Origin of the sequence: Amycolatopsis sp. La24 (assembly GCF_029087445.1) — a bacterium.
Classification (GTDB): Bacteria; Actinomycetota; Actinomycetes; order Mycobacteriales; family Pseudonocardiaceae; genus Amycolatopsis; species Amycolatopsis nivea.
Genome location: NZ_JARACH010000006.1, coordinates 121,131 through 145,949 on the forward strand (window position 1 = coordinate 121,131; position 24,819 = coordinate 145,949).

Genomic DNA, 24,819 nt, shown 5'->3' on the forward strand with positions numbered 1-24,819 from the left:
CGGGGCCGGCGTCAACCCGAACGGAGCAGGGATGAGGAGAACGACGCTTGCGTCCACACTTGCGAACTCCCGCGCAAATGCACGCGCACGCGGAGAACGGCGCGCGGAGCCGCAGCTCCCGCGCGTCCTCCGGGCATAGCCCGGCGCAGACGCCAGGGTCCTCACGGACTTCACAGTAGGAAACCGGCAGGCGAATGTCTTCACCCATCCTGCAACTTGCACCGGTTTCACTCGACCGGGCGCGCCCGAACGGGCGGCACGTCACGCAGCGCAGCGTCCCGCCCGGCGTTTGCCCAGTTCGGGGCCTCGTCAGCCGCCGCTGCGGTACTTCGCCTGCGTGGACTGGAGGGCCTTCATCGACGTCGCGCCGCTACCGACCGCGATGACGATGGCGAGAACGTCCAGCACGACGTTGCCGGAAGTGAGCAGCCACGCGAACAGCGAGGCCGCCGTGGCGCCGCCGGCCAGAGCCCAGCGGCTGCGCACGTACTGCGCCACCGGGGCCCCGCCCGCCCGCTTGCCCGCCGCGTTGTTCAGCAGCGCCAGGTAGCCGACGTGGCCGAGGGCCGCCAGCACGCTCGCGATCGCGATGATGACGGCGATGAGGTTAATCATGTGTCCAGTCTGCCCGGTTTCCCTGCCGCGCGAATCGGGGATGCCCCGGATACCGGGTCAGCGGCCCAGCCTGCCGCGCCCGAGGTTCAGCAGCAGCATCGCCAATTGACGGCCCTCCGGACCCAGTTCGCGGTAGCGCGCCAGCACGTCCATCTCGCGGTTGTAGACGATTTTCGTGCCGCCCGCGGCCATCCGGGCCGCGCCGATGGTCTTCGACACCTCGACCCGGCGCTTCACGAGCCGGAGGATTTCGGAGTCGAGCCAGTCGATCTCCTCGCGAAGCGACGAGATGTCCTCGCCCGCCGGGGTGTGCTCGGCGGGCTGTCCGTCGGCGTTCTGCGTCTGCGCGTTCATCGGGACCTCTCTGAAGTCCGGACTCCCTGTCCCAGGGACGGCGAAAGCCCCGGGTCCAGTGGACTCCGGGGCTGCGGGTGATGGCGGGTGGGGCACTACGCGATCACGGGAGCCGGAGTCCGGGTCCCGTAAAAAAATCGCTCGCTGCTGTGCCGCACGGATTCAGTATGGCACAGGCGCGCCCGGCCGCCCGCGGAACGCCCGCACCCGCGCGTGCAGCACCAGGCTGATGAACAGCCAGAACAACGGCATCGCCGGCCAGAAGAAGAACGCGCCGCCGATCGCCCAGCGAACGATCAGCAAGGTCGCGAGCACGGCGACGATGCCGAGGTGGACGCGCAGCGCCGGATGTTCGCGCAGCGCGGCCCGGGTCAGCGGCCAGCCGCCGCCGCGCGGCCGGGCAGGAGCAGGCCGGGGGAGATCGGCGGTGAGTTCGCCGAGTTCGTCGGTGTAGCGGGTGGCGTAGACCGTGCGCAGCCGCTCTTCCACCTCTTCGAGAGTGAGCCGTCCGTCGGAACCGGCGGCCTGGATGGTCTCGGCGACGCGCTCGCGATCGCCGTCGGAAGCCCTCAGCCGGGCGGGAATCTTGTCGTCCATGCCATTCGATGCTCCGCGCCGCGGCGGCGTCGCGCGTCGGACGCGAGGCGACACTGCGGCGTACGTCCGGAAGCGCAGGCCGACCCCGTGGCTGTTCCGGGACTGTCGTACCCCCGGGGTAGCGTTGACAGACGATGGACACCCTCTTCGATCTCCCCGCAGACCCGCCCGCCCGCGCTGCCCGGCCGGGAACCGCAGACCTGCTCGAGGACCTCAACCCCGCCCAGCGCGAGGCGGTGACGCACGCCGGAGGTCCGCTGCTGGTCGTCGCGGGAGCCGGATCGGGCAAGACACGCGTGCTCACGCGCCGGATCGCCTACCTGCTCGGCCAGCGCGGCGTGCATCCGGGCGAGATCATGGCGATCACGTTCACCAACAAGGCCGCCGCCGAGATGCGCGAACGCGTCGCGGCGCTCGTCGGCAAGCGCGCGAACGCGATGTGGGTGTCCACGTTCCACTCGATGTGCGTGCGGATCCTGCGCCGCGAGGCGAAAACGCTCGGCATGTCGTCGAGTTTCTCCATCTACGACTCGGACGACACGAAGCGGCTCATCACGCTCGTGGCGCGCGATCTCGACATCGACCCGAAGAAGTACGCCGCGCGCACGCTCGCGGTGCACATCTCGAACCTGAAGAACGAACTGGTCGATCCGGACGACGCGGCCTCGAAGGCGGCGAACGACCTGGAGCGGCGGGTCGCCGAGGTCTACACCGAGTACCAGCGCAGGCTGGCGAGCGCGAACGCGTTCGACTTCGACGACCTGATCATGCGGACAGTGTCGTTGCTGCAAGCGTTCCCGGACGTCGCGGAGTACTACCGGCGGCGCTTTCGGCACGTCCTGGTCGACGAGTACCAGGACACCAACCACGCGCAGTACACCTTGGTGCGCGCACTCGCCGGCACCGAAGCCACGGACACCGGGATCGAGCCCGCCGAACTGTGCGTGGTGGGTGACGCGGACCAGTCCATCTACGCCTTCCGCGGCGCGACCATCCGCAATATCGAGGAATTCGAACGCGACTTCCCGAACGCGCACACGATTCTGCTGGAGCAGAACTACCGTTCCACGCAAACGATCCTGTCCGCGGCCAACGCGGTGATCGCCCGCAACCCCAACCGGCGCGCCAAGCGGCTGTGGACCGATTCGGGCGACGGCGAGAAGATCGTCGGCTACGTGTCGGACAACGACCACGACGAGGCCGCGTTCGTCGCGGGGGAGATCGACTCGCTGGCGGAGAAGGGCGAGGCGGACTACTCGGACGTCGCGGTGTTCTACCGCACCAACAACCAGTCGCGAGTGTTCGAGGAAATCTTCATCCGGCTCGGCCTGCCGTACAAGGTCGTCGGCGGCGTGCGGTTCTACGAACGGCGCGAAGTGCGGGACATGATCGCGTACCTGCGCGTCCTCGCGAATCCCGATGACACGGTCAGCCTGCGTCGGATTCTCAACGTCCCGAAGCGTGGCATCGGCGACCGAGCCGAAGCAGTCGTGGCGACGCACGCGGAACGGGAGCGCATCTCGTTCTGGGCCGCACTGCGCGACGCGGTCGACGACAAGGTGGCGCTGCTGAACCCGCGCTCGGCCAAGGCGATCACCGGCTTCGTGACGCTGCTGGACGAACTGCAGGAGATGGCGTCGTCCGGCACCGAGGTCCACGACCTGCTCGAAGCGGTCCTTGAGCGCACCGGCTACCGCGCGGAGCTTGAGGAATCGGACGACCCGCAGGACGCGTCGCGCGTCGAAAACCTCACCGAACTGGTGACGGTGGCACGCGAATTCGCCGAGTTCACCGCCGAGGTCACCAACGACGAAAACGCGGAACTGGTCCTGGACGACGGCGTCCCCGCCCCAGGTTCTCTGCCTGCCTTCCTGGAACGAGTCTCGCTCGTCGCAGACGCCGACTCGATCCCGTCCCCAGACGGCGGCGAAGAAGGCGACGGCGGCGCGGGCGTGGTCACCCTGATGACCGTGCACACCGCCAAGGGCCTGGAATACCCAGTCGTCTTCTGCACCGGCTGGGAAGACGGAGTCTTCCCGCACATGCGCGCCCTTGGCGACCCGGCTGAACTGGCCGAGGAACGCCGCCTGGCCTACGTGGCGATCACCCGTGCGCGGCAACGACTTTACGTATCCCGCGCCCTCACCCGGTCGGCGTGGGGACAGCCGCAGATGAACCCCGCGTCCCGCTTCCTGGACGAGCTGCCGCCAGACCTGGTCGACTGGCGCCGCCTGGAACCGTCGTCCCCAGGCTTCGGCAACTTCGGCTCCTCGTCCGGTTCCTCGTCAGGCCCCCGAGCCGCGACGATGTGGGGCCGCCGGTCCTCCTCGTCGTCGACGTCCTCGAGCTCGCCGTTCGGCAAGGCGTGGAAGGACACGGTCGCGCTGAAGCTGGACGTCGGAGACCGCGTAAGCCACGACAAGTACGGCCTGGGCACGGTTATTTCTTGCGACGGCATCGGCCCCCGTGCGACGGCGACGATCGACTTCGGAGCTTCCGGGAAGGTCCGGCTGATGTTGATCGGCAGTGTGCCGATGGTCAAACTCTGAGGTCTGCTGAGCCTTCGGCTACGACACTTTCGGCTGCTGCAGTTTCGACTCGCCAGCGGCTGTGGCTACGGCTGCTGTGACTGTTACGGCTGACGCGGCTTCGGTGTTTTGATCCGCCGTGCCGTGCCATGCCGTGCCGTAGGCCCTGGGCCCGATTCTCCGCAGTCCGGCGCGCCAAAGCGGGACCGTCCAAGCTGACTCGCCACAGTGAGCACTGGCCGCCGCCAACACCGCAGCACTGCTCTGGACTCCACGCTGCCTTTCGCGCAACGTCGCCCCTCAGCTCCCATTGCCTCTCCAGGCGTCAGCCCCGCACGTCTGGCGCGTGATGCTTCCAGCCGTGGCAAGCCACCCCTGTCGGTACCGCGAGCCGTCCTCCCCGCGAAGCCTTCCTCGTCGTCCTCCGGTGCAGGTCCACTCGCCCTAGTTTCCCGCTGGCTGTGCCAAAACTCGGCGTTGCCCGGGGCCCTGCGCGGCCCTCGCCTGTCTCCGGGCTCCCAGCCTCCGGCCGCAGCCCACTCCTGCCCGGTGTCGGACGCCTGCCCGCCCCGTCCGGGACATCTTTCGCCGGACCGAGTGAACTCCCCAGCGAACCCGCCGATCTTGTCGGTCCCCTCCGGCATACTGAGTTCATCGAACACAAGTTCGATGAAATGCGGTAGGCTATGGAAGGGACGCAGGGGATGGACGCGGTGCTGTTTGGGGTATTTGCCGCTGGGGTACAGGAGTACTTGAGGAGAGTCGCGGGGACGGTTGCTGTGGGGACGGCAGCTTGGTCAGCTCGGGACGTGCCAGGGGATGTGGCACGGCTGGCCGCAGCATGGCGCGCGCTGCTGAGGCAGCACGCCTTAGGACCAGACGGCAGATGCGTCGTCTGCGGAGGAACATCGCGCGCTGACGAGGGACTCGCGCGATGGATGCCATGGCGAAGACGCGCCGACCTGTGCACAGTGTGGCAGGTAGCAGTCGCCTACTTCGTCCGTCGCCTACCGGGCAGCGATCCGTGACGCCATCGCCTGACAGCTGAAACCTCGCTCAGGCTGGGCAGAGATTGTTGGGCTCGTCGCCGATTGTTCGGACCGACGGCCATGCGGTGCGACTAACCGACGAAATCCCAGTTCACCGACGAGCCTGTCGATACCAGGCTTCGCGATGACACGCGCCGCCAGAGTTCCTCACGCACAAAGGCGTTTCCACTACGAGCAGCCAAGAAAGGATCCGGACGAACCAAACTCAGTCGATGGTGCCCACGCGGCGGCGGGAACCACTGCGCCGATCGCCCGGCGAGCAGGAAATGAGGTCCGGCTCAGACGTTCACGCCGCGGGCGGCAAGCCACGGGCGCGGGTCGATCTTCTTGGTGCCGTCCTGCCACACCTCGAAGTGCAGGTGCGGGCCGGTGCTCTCGCCGCGGTTGCCGATCTCCGCGATCTGCTGGCCGCACTTGACCTTCTGGCCCTCGCGGACGGAGAAGCTGTTCATGTGGCCGTAGACCTGGATGGTGCCGTCGTCGAGCTGGATGCGTACCCAGAGGCCGAAACCGCTGGCGGGACCGGCCTGGATGACGGTGCCGTCGGAGGCGGCGTAGATCGGGGTGCCGATCGAGTTGGCGATGTCGATGCCGAGGTGGCTCGTGCCCCAGCGGGCACCGAAGCCGGAGGTGAACGTGCCGTGAGCGGGCATGCAGGTCTTCGGGCGGGCGGCCTCTTCGGCGGCCTGACGCGCGGCTTCGGTTTCCGCCTGCACGCGGGCCTTGGTGACCTTGGCGCTGTCGGCCATCTTCGCGGCTTCGGCGGAGGCGTCGACGGCGTGCCCGGCCGGCAGCAGTTCGGGAGCTCCCCCGGAGCCCGCGCTGCCGAGGGTGAACGAGGCGCTCGCGTTCTGTGCGTTGGCGAGCGGGGTGACCGCGGCGTCGGAATCTCCGCCGCTGGTGGACTTGAGGGTCTGCCCGGCGGCGGCTGCGGCGAACGCGCCAGCCGCGACGGCGGCGACCACGACCCGTCCGCGAAGCGCGGAGGAGGGCGGGGCGATGCGGTGCTGCCCCCGGACGCGGATGACTGCACCGTCCAGTGCGTCTTTCAGCGCCGGGGAAGGGGCTTGGCCGCCGGGGGAGCGGTGTGAAGCCAAGACAGGGCCTTCCATCGTCGGGGAGCCGGGCGGAAACGGACTCGGGCGGGGGATCCCGTGAACGAACCTCGGGGGTGATTCGCTCAGCGTCCTGCTTCGTGACCTGACTGTAATGGGGACCGCAGGACAGTAACGAAGCGGCGCCTCAATGAGCAAGACGCGACCGGGCTTTCGGCCGAACGAGTGGCGCGCATCGCGCGTCTAGCTGTGGAAACTACCCAAAGTTAATCGGAAACTACTTCGCCGTTTGTGGCTTGAGTCACATACCTTCGGATGGCCCAACGCCCATGAAGGCCCTCCCGGCGGTCTTGCGGACGAAATAACCGGCCACCCCGGTGCGTTGAAGCAGTTTCACGGCGAATCTTGTGATGCCGGTCACTCACGGCAAGCCCAGTGGGTTCTTAGCGGTGCGGCCGGTTACCTGCCCTCCCCGGCAGGCCCCGGCCGTCCCTGTCCCCGATCTCGGCCGACCGTCCCCACGATCTGCCGAGCCTGTCGCCGTCCCCTCCGCGACCCGGCCTGATTGCCTGTCCCGGCAGGCACTGGCCGTCTCCGTTCCTGGCAGGTCCTCCCCGGCCTGCCAGGAACGGAGTTCGCGGCTCCCTCCGCGACGCGGCCGTTCACCTGCCCTCCCCGGCAGGTCTCGGCCCCTCCATCTCGGTCCCGGCAGGCCGTCCCCACGACCTTCCGGCACCCGCCGCGGCTCCCCTCCGCGACCGGGTCGGGCGCCTGCCACGAACAGGCATCCGACCTCGTCCATCGCCCCCGCGATGTGTCCTCGTGCTTCGCCCCGTGCCGGAGTGACGCCCCGAACGCCACTCCCTTACGCGACTTCCCCGAAGTTTTTTCCCGACGCTCCCTCCGGCACTCCAGTCCCTCTTGCCGTCGAGACCTCCGGCCCGCGCCCCTCTTACGCGGATCGGCGGAATTTTTTCTTCGCACCCGTCAGACGCGCGGGAACGGCCAAAGGTTCATCCCGCGGCGAATTCACCTGGAAGTGCGTTCCGGCCTGGTCGAGGCGGCCCTGCTGTCCCCGCGCCGGGGCCGGTCCTTGCTAGCGTCGCGAGCGATGACTCCGCCGACCCCAGAGCCTTCCGACGGCGATTCCGCCCCGGACACCCCGGGCCGTCCCGCCGGACCCCGGCGTCCCAGCCTCGCCGAGCGCAAGGCCGCCGCCCGAGCCCGTGCCCGCCGCGACGCCGACCGCGCGAAATCGGATCCCGCCGACAGCCCCGCCGACTCGTCCCGTCGCCGCAGGACGGACCCTGCCGGACATTCGGCGGACTCGCCCGGCGGCACCGAGCCGACGTCGGCAAGTCCCGCCGACTCGCCTAGCCGTGGCGAGGAGACTTCCGCTGAAAGCTCAGCCGACCGCGACCAGTCCGCTGCGGGAAGCCCGGCAAGCCGGGAACCTGCCGCCGGGCAACGGCGTGACGAGGCAGGTCTGGCCAGCCGGAAGCCCGCCGCCGTCCCTGACGAGCAGAGGTCTGCGCCTCGGGCCATCCCCAGCCGTCAGGACGCAAGCAGGGGCGACGCAAGCCGCGGAGACGCAAGCCGCAAAGGCGAGACCCTCCTAGACCTAACCGACCAACCCCCCTCCCCAAGGCTCCAAGCCGCCACCGCCCTCCTCGCCGTCGGCTCCCTGGCCCTAGCCGCAGGCGCCATCGCCCCGGTCTCGCCCGACGCCGGACCCGGCTACCTCTCCTGGCCGCTCCTCGTCATCCTCGCCGTCGTCCCAGCCGGAATCGCGGTCGCGGCGGCCCGAAGCGGCCGTTACGGACTGGCGGCAGGTCTCGTCACCGGCCTCGCCGCTCTCGCGCCGGGCAGGCTGATCCTCGATCTCCAATTCCTCGTCAACGGCTCCAAAACCATCCGCCCCGAGCTGTACCTCCCGGACCGCCTGCTTGACCGCAGTGGTGTCGGCATCGGGTTCTGGCTGCTGGTCGTCGGCCATCTGCTGACGCTCGCCGCCGGGATAGTGGCCGCGCGCGTCGTGCTGGAGCGCAACGAGATCGCTGGCGGCGACGACAAACGCCGGTGGCGGCTGATCATTCCGCTGCTCGCCGTCGTGGCAGCAGTCGGATTGCTGATGACCCCGGTCCTCTCGGACGACCCGTTTCTCCTTGCGCGGTCAGCATTCGAGGGCCCGGGACTGGCGCTCGCCGGGTACCTTCTCCTCGCTGGTGCGCTGCCGGTCGCCGCGGTGCTCGGGGTTTTCGCTGGATCCGACGGTGTCGCTCGCGGGACGCTCGGCGGGATTGTCGCGGCGGTGCTTGCCGTCGCGGTGCCGACGTTGGTCGCCGGGTTCGCCGTGTCCGGGCTGGAGGTCTCGACGGGCGCGTATCTCGCCGTCGTGCCGATGGTGCTGGTCCTCGTCCTCACTCCACTTGCGACACCGCAGCAGACGCAAACCGAGCGCACCGACCTGGCCGGCGAGGCGCGTGTCCCAGGGCTCACCATCTGGCGCGCGCTCACCGGGTTCCTCGCGTTGCTGACCGGGGTCGCAGCGGCGATCGGTGCGTACGCTCCGCAGCTCGGCAACAGCACGGACAGCCCGGCTCGGCTGCAGTTGCTGGTCGCGGCAATTCTTGTCGTGCTGCCAACACCTTTGCTCTTCTCCCGCCGCACCGCGCCGATCGCGCGCGGAATTCTCGCGGTGTTGTGGGCCGGCGTCGTTCTCGCGGGAACAGCGGTTCTCAGCACGGCCATCACCGCCTCCGAAGCGACTGGGCTCGGCGGGCTCGGCGGCGCGATCAGTTATCACCTCGGCGCGGGTGCCGTTTTCACCGCGATCGCGCTCGGACTCGCCGGGCTTACCGGATTGGCCGCGGTGATCACCGGCGTCGTGGAACGCGATGACACCGGTACCGAAGGGTCGCGATCCGTCGCGCTCATTCCGGCCGGAATCACCGCGGTGCTGGCGATCGCGGCGTTCGGAACGCCAGTGTTCACCGCGCAGGATTACGCGCCGCCCGGTCTCTGGTCCGATTTCGACACTCCGTCGTGGGGATTGCTCGCCGCGCTGCTCGTCGTTCTCGGGACGCTCGGGTTGAGCGTTCGTTCACGGCCTGGTGCCGCGGCGGCGGGACTGACGGGCGTGGCACTGCTCCTTGCCTTGCGCGTCGCCGAGATTCCGCTGGTCAGCATCCTGTTCTATGCCGCGAAGCCGGGTGCGGGTTTCTGGCTCGGGCTCGCCGCGACAGCGTCGGCAGTGATCACCGCTGTCATCGCGGCCGCCGGTGCGAAGAAGTGAGTCCGCGGCGCGTCGTCCTCGTCGAGCTGGCTGAAGAAACCGCGGCGATTCCGTTGGCACGATTGCTGCGCGACGCCGGTCTCGAAGTCGTCCACGTAGGACACCTCGACACGGCGGAAAAGATCGTGCGCACCACCGAACAGGAGGATCCAGACATTCTGGGCCTCCTCGGCGGTCCCGCGCCCGAAGGCCTCGCGGAGGCGCTCCCCGGGACCGCAGTGATCGAGTTGGGCTCCGAAAGCCCCGAAAAGGCCGCCGAAATGCTTGTCGGTGGGCGGTCTCACACCCTCGGCACACCCTCTGACCGCGCACGGTGACCGACTTCACCAGGTGCGGCGTCCCCTGCGTCTGCGCTGGTCGCTAACCTCGACTGGTCCGACAGCGCGGTCCGGAAAACGGACCACCACAGTGGCGTGTCGTCAGGAGACTGGAGTAGTGGACCTCTACGAGTACCAGGCGAGGGATCTCTTCGCCGCCCACGGAGTACCGGTTCTGCCGGGCGCCGTGGCAAGCACCCCGGAAGAAGCCAAGGCCGCCGCGGAGCAGATCGGCACCCAGGTCGTCGTCAAGGCGCAGGTGAAGGTCGGCGGCCGGGGCAAGGCGGGCGGCGTCAAGCTGGCCCAGACGCCCGACGAGGCGAAGGAGAAGGCGGAAGCCATCCTCGGCCTCGACATCAAGGGCCACATCACGCACCGCGTGCTGGTGGCGGAAGCCTCGGACATCGCGTCCGAGTACTACTTCTCCTTCCTGCTCGACCGCGCCAACCGCACCTTCCTCGCGATGGCGTCGTCCGAGGGCGGCATGGAGATCGAGCAGCTCGCGGTCGAGCGCCCGGACGCGCTCGCCAAGATCCCGGTCGACGCGATCAAGGGCGTCGACAAGGCCACCGCGCTCGAGATCCTCAAGGCGGGCAACTTCCCGGCCGAGATCATCGACGAGGCCGCCGACGTCGTGGTGAAGCTGTGGGAGACCTTCGTCTCCGAGGACGCCACCCTGGTCGAGGTCAACCCGCTGGTCCGCGACCCGCAGGACAAGATCATCGCCCTCGACGGCAAGGTCACCCTCGACGAGAACGCCTCCTTCCGCCACCCGGCGCACGAGGAGCTCGTCGACAAGCAGGCCGAGAACCCGCTCGAGGCGAAGGCCAAGGCCAAGAACCTCAACTACGTCAAGCTCGACGGCGAGGTCGGCATCATCGGCAACGGCGCGGGCCTCGTGATGTCCACTTTGGACGTCGTGGCGTACGCGGGCGAGAAGCACGGCGGCGTGAAGCCCGCCAACTTCCTCGACATCGGCGGCGGCGCGTCGGCCGAGGTCATGGCGGCCGGGCTGGACGTCATCCTCAACGACACCGACGTGAAGAGCGTGTTCGTGAACGTCTTCGGCGGCATCACCGCCTGCGACGCGGTCGCGAACGGCATCGTCGAGGCGCTGAAGATCCTGGGCGACGAGGCCACCAAGCCGCTGGTCGTCCGCCTGGACGGCAACAACGTCGTCGAGGGTCGCCAGATCCTGGCCGACGCGAACCACCCGCTGGTCACCGTGGTGGACACAATGGACAACGCGGCCGACAAGGCTGCCGAGCTCGCCGCGGCAGGTGCGTGAGATGTCGATCTTCCTCAACGAGAACAGCAAGGTCATCGTCCAGGGGCTCACCGGCTCCGAGGGCATGAAGCACGCGACCAAGATGCTGAAGTCCGGCACCAACATCGTGGGCGGCGTCAACGCCCGCAAGGCCGGCCAGACGGTCACCGTCGAGGGCAAGGACCTCACCGTGTTCGGCACGGTCGAGGAGGCCATCAAGGAGACCGGTGCCGACGTGTCGGTCATCTTCGTGCCGCCGAAGTTCGCCAAGGACGCGGTCATCGAGGCGATCGACGCCGAGATCCCGCTGGCCGTCGTCATCACCGAGGGCATCCCGGTGCACGACTCGGCCTACTTCTGGGCGCACGCGGTCGCGACCGGCAACAAGACCCGGATCATCGGGCCGAACTGCCCCGGCGTGATCAGCCCCGGCAAGTCGAACGCGGGCATCATCCCGGCCGACATCACCGGCCCGGGCTCGATCGGCCTCGTGTCGAAGTCGGGCACGCTGACCTACCAGATGATGTACGAGCTGCGCGACATCGGCTTCTCCACCGCTGTCGGCATCGGCGGCGACCCGGTCATCGGCACCACCCACATCGACGCCCTCGAGGCGTTCGAGAAGGACGCCGACACCAAGGTCATCGTGATGATCGGCGAGATCGGCGGCGACGCCGAGGAGCGGGCCGCGGCCTACATCAAGGAGAACGTGACCAAGCCGGTCGTCGGCTACGTCGCGGGCTTCACCGCCCCTGAGGGCAAGACGATGGGCCACGCGGGCGCGATCGTCTCCGGTTCGTCCGGCACCGCCGCGGCGAAGAAGGAGGCCCTCGAGGCCGCCGGCGTCAAGGTCGGCAAGACCCCGAGCGAGACCGCGGTTCTCGCCCGGGAGCTGTACAACAGCCTCGGCTGACCAGCAGCGACTCCACTGGCGGAGGCCGGGCACCGATACGGTGCCCGGCCTCCGTCGTTTCCGCCCGCAACCGATCCGGTGTCCGGTGCGTCCAACGACGCGGACGCCCAGCGCGGATGCGCTAGCGTGCAGTCACTCGTGAGCGGGGGACGCCGCCGGTGCACCCCGGGTGCCTCAAAATCCCGAACCGCCGGTCGATGAGACAGGAGAGCTTCCGATGACCTTCCCCAGTGGCGGGCCCGGCTACCCTCAGCAGGGCCAGCCGTCCCAGGGACCGCCCCCGTCGGGCGGGTTCCCGCAGCAGCCCCAGCCGCAGCAGGGTCCGCCTGCCGCGGGTGCCGGTGCGCCGCCGAACCTTCCGCTGCTGCTGTCCCTCGGCGTGGCCGGGCTCGGCCTGGTGCAGTACTTCCTCGGCTTCGCTTCCGAGGCGGGCACGGCCGGGCAGCCCATTCTGTTCCTGCTCGTCGGCGGTCTGCTGTCGGCGCTGAACCTGCTGCCCAAGGGGCCGAAGACGCTGCCGTTCGCCGCGCTGTTCAGCGTGGTCGGCGGGCTGGGCGCGCTCGACGCCGTCATCTCCGGGCGGTCGTCCGCCATCGTGATCGTGGTGCTGATCCTCGGTCTGCTGCAGGCGGCCGCGTCGGTCGCGGTGCTGCTGTTCGAGTACAACGTGCTCAAGCCGCCGACGCCGCAGCCGTCCGCTCCGGCGTACCAGCAGCCCTACGGCCAGCAGGGCCAGTACCAGCCGACGCAGTACCAGCCGGCTCCCGGACAGCAGGGTCAGCAGGGTCAGCAGCCGCCCGCTCCGGGGCAGCAGCCGCCCGCCACTCCGCCGCCGGGCGGACAGGCCACGACGTACGCGCCGCAGCAGGGCCAGTTCTTCCAGCCGCCCGCGGACCAGAACAAACCGGGCACGCCGCCCGGAGGTTTCGGACAGCAAGGCTGAAACCCCTTCGCATCACCCACCCGCTGTGACTCTCCGTGTCACAGCGGGTGTTTTTCTTGGCCCGGTGCCACGACCGGGTGGGCGTTGGATTCGCCACGTCCGCCGGGCGGCGTGCCTCACCCGGACGGCCGAGTGCGGATGTCATGGTCGAGGACATGCAGGTGCTCACCAGTCCCGGACGCCCCGCGGGCGACGAGCCGGTGGGCGACTCCCTTGACCAGGATGTTCCCCGGTTCCGGGTGTTGCTCGCCGCGGCGCTCGGCCCGCTCGTCACCGGCTACGCGGTGGTCGCCACGCTGCTCGCACTCGTCACCCTGACCGCCCAGCACGCGGTCTTCTCCGCGGGCGGCGTGCTGCTGTCGGCGGGACCTGGCTGGCTGGCCGCCTACCAGGTCGAACTCGGGATCGGCGGCCATCCGCTCGGGATGCTGCCGCTGCTGCCGACGATCGGGGTGGTACTGCTGGTCGCGCGCGCGGCGGCCAAGGCCGTGCGACGGCTTCGCTGCGCCAGACTGCGGCACGCGGTCCCGTTGATCGCCGCGATTTCCGGCGCGCATCTGCTGTTCGGAGTGCTGATTTCGCTGCTGTCGATCGGCGAACCGGTACGGGCGAACTTCTGGCTCGCCGCGGTGGTGCCTGCCGTGATCTCCGGACTCGCGGCCACCGGCGGGGTGCTTCGCCGGTTCGGGATGCCGCGGGTGCTCGCCGACCGGCTCGATCCGCTGGCTCTTCGCGGCCTGCGTGCGGGCCTGCTCGGACTGTTCGCGCTGCTGGCCGCTGGCGCGCTGACGCTGACCGCCGCCACGGCGCTGTCCGCGCGCACGGTGTCCAGCCTGTTCGAGCCGTCGTTCGGGAGCAGCTTCGGCCTGTTCCTGCTTTCCCTGCTGTACCTGCCGAACGCCGTGGTCGCCGCGATGTCGTTCGTGAGCGGACCCGGGTTCAGCATCGGCAGTCTCGACGTGCACCTCATCGGCTACCGCGGCGGTTCCGTCCCCGGGGTCCCGCTGCTCGGCGGCATTCCCGAGCACGCCGCGTCGTGGTGGCCGGTGCTGCTGGTGCTGCCGCTGGCGGTCGGCGTGCTGGTCGGCTGGTCGGTCCGCGCGGTGGACGAGGACCCGGCGGCGCGGCTGCGGGTCGTGGTCGTCGCGGGCGCGGTCGTCGGATTCGGCTGCGTGCTGCTGGGCACGCTCGCCGGCGGACGGCTCGGCGACGGTCCGTTCGACCCGGTCAGCGTGCCGGTCGGGGTGGCGTCGATCGTCGCGTTCTGCTGGATCGTCATTCCGGCCGGGTTCGTGGCCTTCTTCGCGGGGGCGCACGCTCCGATGCAGCCGGTGGGCTCGCTCGAGGTGGAGGACGAGGCTGAGCCTGAACCTGAAGCCGAGTCCGAGTCTGCTGAGTCCGAGGATGCTGAGGAGTCCGAGCCCGAGTCCGACGAGGACGTCGAGGATACGGACGAGGCCGAGGAATCCGAAGACGCTGAAGACTCCGAAGAGCCTGCCGAAGAATCCGACGAGGCCTCGGCTGAGGGCGACGAGGACTTCGACGCCGAGGCCGACGCGGAACTGGGCCTCGACCTGCCGGAGGACGAGCCCGAAACCCCCGCCGAAGAGCCGGACGCTGTGACCGAGTCCACCGAGGACTCCGGCGACGCGAAGCCCGCCGAGGACGACCGTTAGGGTTGGGGCGACCTGGTGAAGCGCCGTGCGCCCGAGGCGTACCGCCGTGCAAGGAGCCCGTTCTGGCCAGCCGCTTGGAACTGCCCACTCCGGTGAAGATCGTCGTGCTCGCGTCCGGTTCCGGCACGCTGCTGCAGGCTGTGCTCGACGCGGTCGGGCAGCCCGGGTTCCCGGCCTCCGTCGTCGCAGTCGGCGCGGATCGCACCGGCATCGAGGCGCTCGCGCGGGCGGAACGGGCGGACGTGCCGTCGTTCACCGTGCGCGTCGCCGACCATCCGGACCGGGCCGCCTGGGACCGTGCGCTCGCCGAGGCCGTCGCGGCTTATCAGCCCGACCTCGTGGTGTCCGCGGGTTTCATGAAGATCCTCGGGCCGGAATTCCTGTCGCGGTTCGCGGGCCGCGTGATCAACACCCACCCCGCGCTGCTGCCGTCGTTCCCCGGGATGCACGCGGTCGCCGACGCGCTGGCCGCGGGTGTGCGCGTCACCGGATCGACGGTGCATTTCGTCGACGCCGGGGTGGACACTGGCCCGGTCATCGCCCAGGAGGCGGTGCCGGTGGAGACCGACGACACCGAAGACGTCCTGCACGAGCGGATCAAAGCCGTGGAACGCAGGCTGCTGGTTGAAACGATCGAGCGACTCGGCCGTGGTGGGTGCACCGTGGACGGACGAAAGGTGAGGTTTTCGTGAGCACAGCACAGGGACGGCGCCCGGTCCGGCGCGCGCTGATCGGCGTCTCGGACAAGGCCGGCCTGCTCGAGCTCGCGACCGGCCTGCACGCGGCCGGCGTGGAGATCGTGTCGACCGGCGGCACGGCGAAGGTCATCGCGAACGCCGGGGTTCCGGTCACGCCGGTCGAGCAGGTCACCGGGTTCCCCGAGTCGTTCGACGGCCGGGTCAAGACGCTGCACCCGCGCGTGCACGCCGGTCTGCTCGCCGACCAGAGCAACGACGACCACGTCGCACAGCTGAAGCAGCTCGACATCGCGGCGTTCGACCTGCTCGTGGTGAACCTGTACCCGTTCCAGGCGACTGTCGCGTCCGGCGCGAGCTTCGAAGACTGCGTCGAGAACATCGACATCGGCGGTCCCGCGATGGTGCGCGCGGCCGCGAAGAACCACGGCAGTGTCGCTGTCGTCGTGGACCCGGCGCGGTACGCGTGGGTGCTTGAGCAGGTCTCCGCGGGCGGCTTCGAACTCTCGGACCGCAAGCGGCTCGCTGCGCAGGCGTACGCGCACACGGCTGCGTACGACACGGCTGTCGCTTCGTGGTTCGCCAACGCGTACGCGCCTTCGGACGACAGCGGCTTCCCGGATTTCCTCGGCGCGACGTGGGACCGTGCGGACGTACTGCGCTACGGCGAGAACCCGCACCAGAAGGCGGCGCTGTACCGCGGTGCGCAGCCGGGCCTCGCGCACGCGGAGCAGCTTCACGGCAAGGCGATGTCGTACAACAACTACGTCGACACTGACGCCGCGCGTCGGGCCGCTTTCGACTTCTCCGAGCCGGCTGTCGCGATCATCAAGCACGCCAACCCGTGCGGGATCGCTGTCGGCACGGACGTCGCCGAAGCGCACCGCAAGGCGCACGCCTGCGACCCCGTGTCCGCGTATGGCGGCGTGATCGCCACGAACCGGCCGGTGAGCGTCGCGGCGGCGGAGCAGATCGCCGAGGTGTTCACCGAGGTCGTGCTCGCCCCCGACTTCGAGCCGGAAGCGCTGGAGATCTTGCAGCGCAAGAAGAACGTGCGGCTGCTGAAGCTGCCCGCGATCGAGAACGCGTCCCCGGTGGAGTTCCGGCCGATCTCCGGCGGCGTCCTCGTGCAGACCGCCGACGCGATCGACGCCCCCGGCGACGACCCGGTGAACTGGACGCTGGCCACCGGCTCGCCCGCCGACGAGCAGACCCTGGCGGACCTGGAGTTCGCGTGGCGGGCGCTGCGTGCGGTGAAGTCCAACGCGATCCTGCTGGCGCACGAGCAGGCGACCGTCGGCGTCGGCATGGGCCAGGTCAACCGCGTCGACTCGTCGCGGCTGGCGGTCGCGCGGGCGGGTGACCGGGCGAAGGGCTCGGTCGGCGCGTCGGACGCGTTCTTCCCGTTCCCGGACGGGCTCGAGGTGCTGATCGAGGCGGGCGTGCGAGCCGTCGTGCAGCCCGGCGGGTCCATCCGCGACGCCGAGGTGATCGCCGCCGCCGAGGCCGCCGGGATCACGCTGTACCTCACCGGAACGCGCCACTTCGCGCACTGAGTTTTTCGCTGACCGGCCGGGACTTTCGGGTCCCGGCCGGTTTTTTCATCCCTCGCGCAAGATCGCGTAGACGACCTCGTCGCGGTAACCGCCGTCGCGCCAGGTGACCTGGCACAGCAGGCCTTCGCGATGGAAGCCGGTCTTTTCGAGCGTGTGCTGCCCGGCGACGTCCTCACTGTCGACGAAGGCTTCGAGCCGGTGCGCGCGGGTGTGCCGGAAGAGCTGGTCGACGAGCAGGTGGTACGCCTTCGCGGCGGTGCCGTGGCCGCGATAGTCAGGCAGCAACGCGACCCCGACCCGGAAGCACCCGCCGGCAGGCCCGCCCCGGTCGGCCGCTTCCCAGGTAGCCATCCCGGCGACGACCGAGTCGACAGTCACCGCGACCGCGCTCGACGCCGGGCTGAGGAACCCGTCCTCGGCGAACCGGCGCCGTGCCTGCGGTCCGGTGAACCTCGTCCACTGGAAGGTCCCGGCGCCGTCCGGGTCCGTGGAGAACCGGTCGAGCACCGGAAGGTCAGCTTCGGCGAAACCCCGAAGGGCGATGTGTCCTGTCTTCATCAGGGTTCCCAGTGTAAAGAGCGGTTTTCCTGGTGTCCGGTGATCTTCCGGGTTCTTTCTCCGTGCGCGCTTGACAGGCGGGGGAGGGCGGGTGAGACTAGGTGGTGTCGAACGGGTGTTCGATACTGTTCGGCGCAGTGGTGTGTTGTGGGTGCGATTTGTTGGGTGACCGTGCGGTTTCCGCACGGATGAGGATGCGGAACCGCCTTCCCCGCGGTGTGCCGGCGTCCGTCCCGGGCCAGGTGTGACGACCTGTCCCGGGACGGACCGTCGGCCAATCCCGGCGGAAGGAGAAACCGGTGACGACCGGAGCGGCTTCGGGGGCTGCTTCTTCGGGGTTTGCTTCGGAGATCGCGGAAGGTGCAGAGGTTTTCTCGGCCGCGGGGGCGGCTGGTGAGCCTGGGGGGACTTCCGCGGACGATGCCTCGGCTGGTTTTTGGGAAGCGGGCGAGGCTCCGACTCTGGCCGGGGTGGCTTCGGGGGCAGGCAGCGCTGTTGCCTTGGCTGCGGGAGCTTCGGGGGCAGGCAGCGCTGTTGCCTTGGCTGCGGGAGCTTCGGCGGCGGGTGGTTCTTCGGCCGTCGCCGAGATGGCTTGGGGAGCCTCGGCGGCGAACGGTTCTTCGTCCGCGGTCAGGGTGGCGTCGGGAGCTTCCGGGGCTAGGGGAGTTCCGGAAGCGGCCGGAGCGGCGTTGGGAGCGAGCAGTGCTTCGGCTTTGACTGGGGCGGTGTCGGGAGAGGGCGCCGCGGTGGCTCTGGCCGAGGCCGCTTCCGCGACGAGCGGCTCTTCGGCGGTGCCCGGAAACCTGCGCGCTCCAGTTCTTCCTGCTGACTCTGCCACGACCGATCTCCTTGTCACCGCAAGGAAATCACCTCTGCTGAAGCAGACATCTCGGGAGATCTTCTCCGCTGCGGAACCTTCCGCGCCCACGAGCGTGCCGGAGGCGCGGCCGGCACGCTCGTGGGAAGTACTGGTGCCGTGGTCGGCGCTCGAAGCCTTGGCGAAGGAACGGACGCCAGTCGCCGCGATGTCCGCGAGTTCCCCGAGCCTGAAGTTCTCCTTGGGGGAGAACGGATCCCGCACCCGGCTGGGCACAGCGTTCGAACCATGGACACCGGCCACCTCCGGCAAGGCAGCGGAAGCCAGGTCGCCCACCGAGCTTCGTTCGCAGGTCCGATCAGCCGAATCCGGCCGTGAGCCTCGCCCTGCCTCGCGCGCGTCCAGCGGACCTGATTCACTACGGCCTTCCGCTCGGGGTCACTCGTCTGCTGAACGCGATTCGCCGCCTCAACCTGAATCGGAGCCGCCAACTCGTCTTCGCTCGCTCACTCCGCCGTCTCAGCTGCGCCCGGAAACTCCTTCCACCCCGCTAACTGAGCCCAGCCAGGAAACTCCCCCCGAACCCCCGTCAACCCAACTGCGCCCAGCAACCCCCGAACCCTCGAAACTCCGTCCCCCAACCCGGCTCCGCCCAACAGACCCGCCCTCACCGGCAGACCCGGCACACCCGCTGGCCAAACTGACCGCCCTCCCCGGTGTCAGCACTGCCAGCACCGTCGCCGCCGAGCGGGCTTCCCGGGCCGACTGGGGGCAGGCTGCCGGGCGGATGCTTCCGGTGGCCCCAGCACTGGCCGATCTCCTCCCCGGAGCCGGGTTGCGCCGCGGGAGCGTCGTCGCGGTTCACCACTCCACCTCGCTGCTGTTCGCGTTGCTCGCGGAGGCGACCGCCGCCGGGGCGTGGGCGGCGGTGGTCGGGGCCCCGTCGCTGGGGATTGTCGCGGCGGCCGAGCACGGCGTCGTCGTCTCGCGGCTCGCGTTGGTTCCGCAGCCGGGGGCCGAATACCCGGCGGTGATGGCCGCTTTGCTCGATGGCGTGGACCTCGTCGTCACCGAACCCCGGTCGGTCCGGCCGGACGTCGCGCGGAGGCTTGCGGCTCGGGCTCGGCACCGCGGGGCCGTGCTGCTTTCGCTGGGGCCCTGGCCTTCCGCCGACGTCGAGCTGCACTGCACCCCAGGCACCTGGACCGGGGTGCTCGAGCACGGTGCCGGACACCTCCGTTCCCGCCCGGTCGAAGTACACGCCCGCGGACGCGGTGCAGCAGCTCGGCCTCGGTCGGCATCGGTGCTTCTTCCTGGCCAGGACGGTCGGGTTTCCCGGGGCGAGAAGCGCGTCGCGGCGCGGGAAGAGGCGGTCGGGTGAACCAAATTGTCCACAAAGGACAGAATGATCCGCGTCGCCATCCCGTGCGGATGCTGGTCTTGTGGTGCCCAGACTGGCCCGCGGTCGCTGCCGTCGCCGCGGCGGGGAGTGTGCTTACCCAGCCGGCGGCGGTGTTTCATGCCAACCGGGTCGTGGCGTGCACCGCGGTCGCGCGAACGCGGAACATCCGGCGCGGCATGCGTCGGCGAGAAGCGGAATCCCAGTGTCCTGACTTGGCGGTGTTCGGCGTAGACGAGGCGCGGGACGCACGGTTTTTCGAGAATGTCGCGTCGGCGGTGGAGGAACTGGTCGTCGGGCTGGAAGTGGTGCGGCCCGGGTTGCTCGCGGTTCCTGTCGCGGGGGCGGCCGGGTATTTCGGCGGCGAACCGCAGCTCGCGGAGAAACTGGTGGACCAGGTGGCCGCGGCGGCGGGAGTCGAATGCCAGGTCGGCGTGGCGGAAGGACTGTTCGCGGCGACGCTGGCCGCACGGCAGGGGGCGCTGGTCGAACCTGGGCGGAGCGCTCAATTTCTCGCTCCGTTGCCGGTGACTGAGCTGGACCAGCCGGATGCCGAGCGCGCGGATCTGGTCGGCCTGCTCGTCCGGCTCGGGTTGCGCACGCTCGGCGCCTTCGCCGAACTCGGCGAGCGGGACGTGGCCGCTCGGTTCGGGCGCACCGGCGTGCTCGCGCATCGACTGGCCCGGGGGCTGTCCGACCGGCCGCCGTTGCGCCGCAGTCCGCCGCCGGAACTGTCGCTTGCCGAATCGTTCGATCCGGTGCTTGCCCGGGTGGACGTCGCCGCGTTCATGGCCAAAAAACTCGGCGCGCGGTTCCACGCCGCGCTCGCCGATCGCGGGCTCGCATGCACTCGATTGGGTATATACGCGACAACTGAGAACGGTGAGCAGCTCGGTCGCGTCTGGCGTTGTGCGGAACCACTTACGCCGCAAGGGGTTGCGGACCGGGTCCGGTGGCAGTTCGAGGGCTGGCTCAAGGCCGCGCCCGGCGAACGGCCCACGGCCGGGGTCGCGCGGTTGCGGCTCGAACCGGAAGAGACCGTCGAAGGGAGGTCATTGCAGCTGGGGCTGTGGCGGGGGAGCGATCCCGGCGCCGGTCCAGGCGAGGACGAGGAATTGGCTGCCGAACGGGCCGGCCGCGCGTTCGTGCGGGTGCAAGGTCTGCTCGGTCCGGAGGGCGTGGTCACGCCGCTGCTCGACGGCGGACGCGATCCGGCGAGCCGGGTCCGGCTCATTCCGTGGGGTGATCCGCGGGAACCTGCCGGACCGCCGGACGCCACGTGGCCTGCCCGGTTGCCGTCCCCGTCCCCGGCGACGGTGCTGGAACAACCGTTGCCAGTCCAGGTCATCGACGCGCAAGGACGGCCAGTCGGTCTCACCTCGCGCAAACGGCTGACCGCGCCGCCGCACGGACTGTGCGTCGCGGGCGGGCCGCCCCGGCCGATCACCGGATGGGCCGGTCCGTGGCCTGCCACGTCGGGCCGTCGGTCGACCGGACCGCAGCAAGCCCGGCTGCAACTGCTGCTCGCGGCAGGGGAAAACGAGGCGCCGGAGGCGGTGCTCGTCCTCTGCTCCGGAACGGAGAATCCAGTGTGGACAGTGGAGGGAAGCTACGACTGAACCGAGCTGCCGCGAAACCCGAAAACCCGGTGGAGACAACGAAAGGAATTCGCCCGTGATGGACCACGACCTGCCGGTGCCCCGCGTCCCGGTCGAACCGCCGTGCCCGTTCGACCCGGTGCCGGTCGCGCTGCTGATCCCGGAACCCCGCCGATCACCCGAGAACCGGACGGACTGACGATGGGCTGGAACAACCCGCCGGTCCCGTGGAAGGACCTCGCGCGGGCGCTGTCGGGCGGGATGCCGCCCGGCGACCACGGCGACAGTCCCGCGTGGGGACGCAAACGCGAGGGGTACCGCCGCCCCGCCGACATCCCGCCGCCGCGCAGCGACCTGGAAGCCGGGCCGCGAGTGGCGTACGCCGAACTGCACTGCCACTCCAACTTCAGTTTCCTCGACGGCGCCAGCCACCCCGAGGAACTGGTGGAGGAAGCCGCGCGGCTGCGGCTCGACGCGATCGCGCTCACCGATCACGACGGCATGTACGGCGTGGTCCGGTTCGCCGAAGCGGCCAAAGAGCTAGGCGTCGCAACGGTATTCGGCACTGAGCTGAGCTTCGGGCTGTCCGCGCCGCAAAACGGTGTCGCCGACCCCGAGGGCGAGCACCTCCTGCTGCTGGCTCGCGGCAGCGACGGCTACCGCAGCCTGTGCCGCGCGATCACCGCCGGACAGTTGCGCGGCCACGAAGGCGAAAACGTGGAGCGGGCCGAAAAAGGCCGCCCGATCTACGACTTGGCCGCCGTGGCAGAGGAGGTCGCGGGAAAATGCGCGGTGCTGACCGGCTGCCGCAAGGGATCCGTGCGTTCGGCGTTGGTGCGCGAAGGCGCGGACGCCGCGTTCGCCGAGCTGCGCCGGCTGGTCGACCTCTTCGGCCAAACCCAGGTCTATGTCGAATTGATCGACCACGGCCAGCCGCTCGACAGCACGCACAACGACCTGCTGACCGAGATGGCCGGCGAACTTAAACTGCCCACTGTCGCGACCACCGCCGCGCATTACGCTCGCCCGGAACGAGGTCGGCTCGCGGACGCCGTCGCCGCCATCCGCGCCCGGCGCAGCATCGACGATCTCGAAGGCTGGCTGCCCGGCGACGCAGCCGCGTTCTTGCGCTCTGGCAACGAAATGGCGGAGGTTTTCCAGCGGTACCCGGGCGCGGTGCAACGGTCGGCCTTGCTGGGCATGGAATGCGCCTTCCCGTTGGAGCTGCTCGCGCCGGAGTTGCCGCCGTTCGACGTGCCGCCTGGCGAGACCGAGACCACGCACCTGCGAAACATCGTCAAGGAGGGCTTCGAGAAGCGCTACTCGGGCAAGGACCACGCGGACAAGGCCTGGCAGCAGATCGAGCACGAGATGGAGGTGATCGAGAAACTCGAGTTCCCCGGGTACTTCCTGATCGTCTGGGACATCGCGCGATTCTGCCGGGACCACGACATCCTGTGCCAGGGAAGAGGTTCCGCGGCCAACTCGGCGGTCTGCTACGCGCTTGAGATCACCAAGGTCGACCCCATCGAGTACCACCTGCTCTTCGAACGGTTCCTCGCACCCGACCGAGACGGCTATCCGGACATCGACATCGACATCGAGTCCGACCGGCGCGAGGAGGTGATCCAGTACGTCTACGGCAAACACGGCAGGCTCAACGCCGCACAGGTCGCGAACGTGATCACCTACCGAGCCCGCTCCGCGATCCGCGACGCCGCCAGGGCGCTCGGCTACTCGCCGGGCCAGCAGGACGCGTGGAGCAAGCAAATCGATCGCTGGGGAGCCTTGCGCAGCACGGAAAAAGACCACGACCACGACATCCCGAACGACGTCGTGCAGCTCGCCTTCGCCCTCGAAGACTTCCCGCGGCACCTCGGCATCCACTCCGGCGGCATGGTGATGTGCCGGGAACCGGTGAGCCAGGTGTGCCCGGTCGAATGGGCGCGGATGGAAAACCGCAGCGTTCTGCAGTGGGAGAAGGAGGATTGCGCCGCGGTCGGGCTGGTGAAGTTCGATTTGCTCGGGCTCGGCATGCTCTCCGCGTTGCACTACATGCTCGACCTGGTCAAGGAGTACAAGGGTGAGACGATCGATCTCGCCGAACTGGACCTCACCGACAAGAACATCTACGAAATGCTCTGCCGCGCCGACGCGATCGGCGTGTTCCAGGTGGAAAGCCGGGCTCAGCTGGCCACGTTGCCGCGGTTGCGGCCGGAGAAATTCTACGACCTGGCCGTGGAAGTCGCGCTGATCCGGCCGGGCCCGATCCAAGGCGGTTCGGTGCACCCGTACATCCGCCGCAAGCAGGGGCGCGAGGAGTGGGATTACGACCATCCGCTGCTGGAGAACGCTCTGGAGAAAACGCTGGGAGTGCCGCTGTTCCAGGAGCAGATGATGCAGATCGCCCTGGACGTCGCGAAATTCACCCCGGCCGAGGCCGACCAGCTTCGGCACGCGATGGGGTCGAAACGGTCGCAGCGGAAGATGGAACGGCTGCACAAGCGGTTCCTTGACGGGGCCATCGCCAACGAGGTGGACGCTGAGCTGGCGGAGAAAATCTTCCAGAAGCTCAAGGCGTTCGCCAACTTCGGCTTCCCGGAAAGCCATGCGCTGAGCTTCGCGCATCTGGTGTTCGCGAGCGCGTACTTCAAGCACTATCACCCGGACGCGTTCTGCGCGGGTCTGCTGCGGGCGCAGCCGATGGGGTTCTACTCGCCGCAGTCGCTGGTGGCGGACGCGCGTAGGCACGGCGTCACCACGCTCGGCCCGGACATCAACCTGAGCCTCCCGCACGCGACCCTGGAAGCGTTGCCGGACAAGGGGAAACTCCACGCGGTACGCGGCGGGCTCAGCACCGTCCGGATGATCGGCGAAACGCTGGCCAAGGAGATCGTGGCGGAACGGCAGGCGAACGGCCGGTACGAGAGCATGTCCGACCTCGGCAGGCGCGTCCGGCTCACCACGCCGCAGCTGGAAGCGCTGGCCACCGCGGGTGCGTTCAGCGCGTTCGGCCCGGACCGGCGGCAGGCGTTGTGGTCCGCGGGCGCGGTCGCACAGGACCGGCCGGAAAAACTGCCCGGCACCGGCGTCGGCGTGGACGCGCCGATGCTGCCCGGAATGGACGGGCTCGACGTCGCCGCCGCCGATGTCTGGGCCACCGGGATCTCGCCGGACAGCTATCCGACGGAGTTCATCCGAGACCGCCTCGACGCGCTCGGGGTCATCACCGCTGACAAGCTGCTGGACCGGTCCGACGGGGAACGAGTGCTCGTCGGGGGAGCGGTCACGCACCGCCAGCGGCCGGCGACCGCCGGTGGAGTCACGTTCCTGAACCTCGAGGACGAGACCGGCATGGTGAACGTGATCTGCACACTCGGGCTGTGGCAACGGTTCCACCGGATCGCGCGGGGCAGTTCGGCGCTGCTGGTGCACGGAGTGCTGGAAAAAGCGGACGGCGTCGCGAGCGTGCGCGCGCAGAAACTGGAGCAGCTGAGGCTGCGGATTCCCACGAGATCGCGGGACTTCCGGTGACCGGCGGACAGTTCGTGGACACACGCCTTCCGGCGGCTCGCAGCCACCCCGTC

18 protein-coding genes are annotated in these 24,819 nt (G+C 69.4%); 13 read left to right on the top strand and 5 right to left on the bottom strand.

Annotation, left to right across the window (positions count from 1 at the left end; translation table 11 throughout):
• Window positions 1-309: 309 nt before the first annotated feature.
• The 3 genes from PUT80_RS09900 to PUT80_RS09910 all read right to left on the bottom strand — a co-directional run bounded on the left by PUT80_RS09900 (window position 310) and on the right by PUT80_RS09910 (window position 1,566).
• Window positions 310-615: a hypothetical protein gene (locus tag PUT80_RS09900; protein WP_037816187.1), complete on the bottom strand. Its 306-nt coding sequence runs from the start codon at window positions 613-615 to the stop codon at window positions 310-312.
• Window positions 616-672: 57 nt separating this feature from the next.
• A complete protein-coding gene (locus PUT80_RS09905) occupies window positions 673-969 on the bottom strand; it encodes a chorismate mutase (RefSeq protein ID WP_009072470.1) in 297 nt (98 codons plus the stop codon).
• Window positions 970-1,131: 162 nt separating this feature from the next.
• Window positions 1,132-1,566, bottom strand: coding sequence for a DUF1707 domain-containing protein (locus PUT80_RS09910; RefSeq protein ID WP_037816186.1), 435 nt, complete (start codon window positions 1,564-1,566; stop codon window positions 1,132-1,134).
• Window positions 1,567-1,700: 134 nt separating this feature from the next.
• On the opposite strand from PUT80_RS09910, the gene pcrA reads away from it, so the two are divergent.
• Entirely contained in the window at window positions 1,701-4,115 is a 2,415-nt protein-coding gene (pcrA, locus tag PUT80_RS09915) for a DNA helicase PcrA (RefSeq protein ID WP_275291703.1), read from the top strand.
• A gap of 1,306 nt (window positions 4,116-5,421) precedes the next feature.
• Here pcrA and PUT80_RS09920 read toward each other — a convergent pair.
• Complete coding sequence (locus tag PUT80_RS09920) at window positions 5,422-6,108, bottom strand: M23 family metallopeptidase (RefSeq protein ID WP_037816184.1); 687 nt, start codon at window positions 6,106-6,108, stop codon at window positions 5,422-5,424.
• Window positions 6,109-7,309: 1,201 nt separating this feature from the next.
• Between PUT80_RS09920 and PUT80_RS09925 the strand changes: the two genes are divergently transcribed.
• From PUT80_RS09925 to purH, 8 genes are all read left to right on the top strand, one after another.
• Window positions 7,310-9,493, top strand: coding sequence for a hypothetical protein (locus PUT80_RS09925; RefSeq protein ID WP_275291704.1), 2,184 nt, complete (start codon window positions 7,310-7,312; stop codon window positions 9,491-9,493).
• Window positions 9,490-9,810 carry a hypothetical protein gene (locus tag PUT80_RS09930; RefSeq protein WP_037816183.1) on the top strand — a complete coding sequence of 107 codons (321 nt, stop codon included), beginning with the start codon at window positions 9,490-9,492 and terminating at the stop codon, window positions 9,808-9,810. Before PUT80_RS09925 ends, PUT80_RS09930 begins: the two co-directional genes overlap by 4 nt.
• A 118-nt stretch (window positions 9,811-9,928) precedes the next feature.
• Window positions 9,929-11,098, top strand: coding sequence for an ADP-forming succinate--CoA ligase subunit beta (gene sucC / locus PUT80_RS09935; RefSeq protein ID WP_134667608.1), 1,170 nt, complete (start codon window positions 9,929-9,931; stop codon window positions 11,096-11,098).
• A 1-nt stretch (window position 11,099) separates the two neighbouring features.
• Window positions 11,100-11,990 carry a succinate--CoA ligase subunit alpha gene (gene sucD, locus PUT80_RS09940; RefSeq protein ID WP_037816181.1) on the top strand — a complete coding sequence of 297 codons (891 nt, stop codon included), beginning with the start codon at window positions 11,100-11,102 and terminating at the stop codon, window positions 11,988-11,990.
• A 217-nt stretch (window positions 11,991-12,207) separates the two neighbouring features.
• Window positions 12,208-12,933, top strand: a complete 726-nt coding sequence (locus PUT80_RS09945; RefSeq protein ID WP_275291705.1) for a DUF5336 domain-containing protein — start codon at window positions 12,208-12,210, stop codon at window positions 12,931-12,933.
• 143 nt (window positions 12,934-13,076) lie between these two features.
• On the top strand, window positions 13,077-14,609 hold the full coding sequence (locus tag PUT80_RS09950) for a DUF6350 family protein (protein ID WP_275291706.1): 1,533 nt from the start codon (window positions 13,077-13,079) through the stop codon (window positions 14,607-14,609).
• 74 nt (window positions 14,610-14,683) lie between these two features.
• Window positions 14,684-15,301, top strand: coding sequence for a phosphoribosylglycinamide formyltransferase (gene purN / locus PUT80_RS09955; protein WP_275291707.1), 618 nt, complete (start codon window positions 14,684-14,686; stop codon window positions 15,299-15,301).
• The gene (gene purH / locus PUT80_RS09960; protein WP_275291708.1) at window positions 15,298-16,860 is read left to right on the top strand and encodes a bifunctional phosphoribosylaminoimidazolecarboxamide formyltransferase/IMP cyclohydrolase; all 1,563 of its coding nucleotides are present in this window, start codon (window positions 15,298-15,300) and stop codon (window positions 16,858-16,860) included. Before purN ends, purH begins: the two co-directional genes overlap by 4 nt.
• Before the next feature lie 45 nt (window positions 16,861-16,905).
• Here purH and PUT80_RS09965 read toward each other — a convergent pair whose 3' ends face one another.
• A complete protein-coding gene (locus PUT80_RS09965) occupies window positions 16,906-17,418 on the bottom strand; it encodes a GNAT family protein (RefSeq protein WP_134667600.1) in 513 nt (170 codons plus the stop codon).
• Between the two features lie 1,604 nt (window positions 17,419-19,022).
• On the opposite strand from PUT80_RS09965, the gene PUT80_RS09970 reads away from it, so the two are divergent.
• From PUT80_RS09970 to PUT80_RS09985, 4 genes are read left to right on the top strand one after another with little or no spacing between them, the layout of a single operon-like run.
• Window positions 19,023-19,616: a hypothetical protein gene (locus tag PUT80_RS09970; RefSeq protein WP_037816176.1), complete on the top strand. Its 594-nt coding sequence runs from the start codon at window positions 19,023-19,025 to the stop codon at window positions 19,614-19,616.
• A gap of 50 nt (window positions 19,617-19,666) precedes the next feature.
• A complete protein-coding gene (locus PUT80_RS09975; protein WP_275291709.1) occupies window positions 19,667-21,253 on the top strand; it encodes a DNA polymerase Y family protein in 1,587 nt (528 codons plus the stop codon).
• A gap of 55 nt (window positions 21,254-21,308) precedes the next feature.
• On the top strand, window positions 21,309-21,431 hold the full coding sequence (locus PUT80_RS09980; protein ID WP_275291710.1) for a hypothetical protein: 123 nt from the start codon (window positions 21,309-21,311) through the stop codon (window positions 21,429-21,431).
• Window positions 21,432-21,433: 2 nt separating this feature from the next.
• A complete protein-coding gene (locus tag PUT80_RS09985; RefSeq protein ID WP_275291711.1) occupies window positions 21,434-24,766 on the top strand; it encodes an error-prone DNA polymerase in 3,333 nt (1,110 codons plus the stop codon).
• Window positions 24,767-24,819 lie beyond the last annotated feature (53 nt).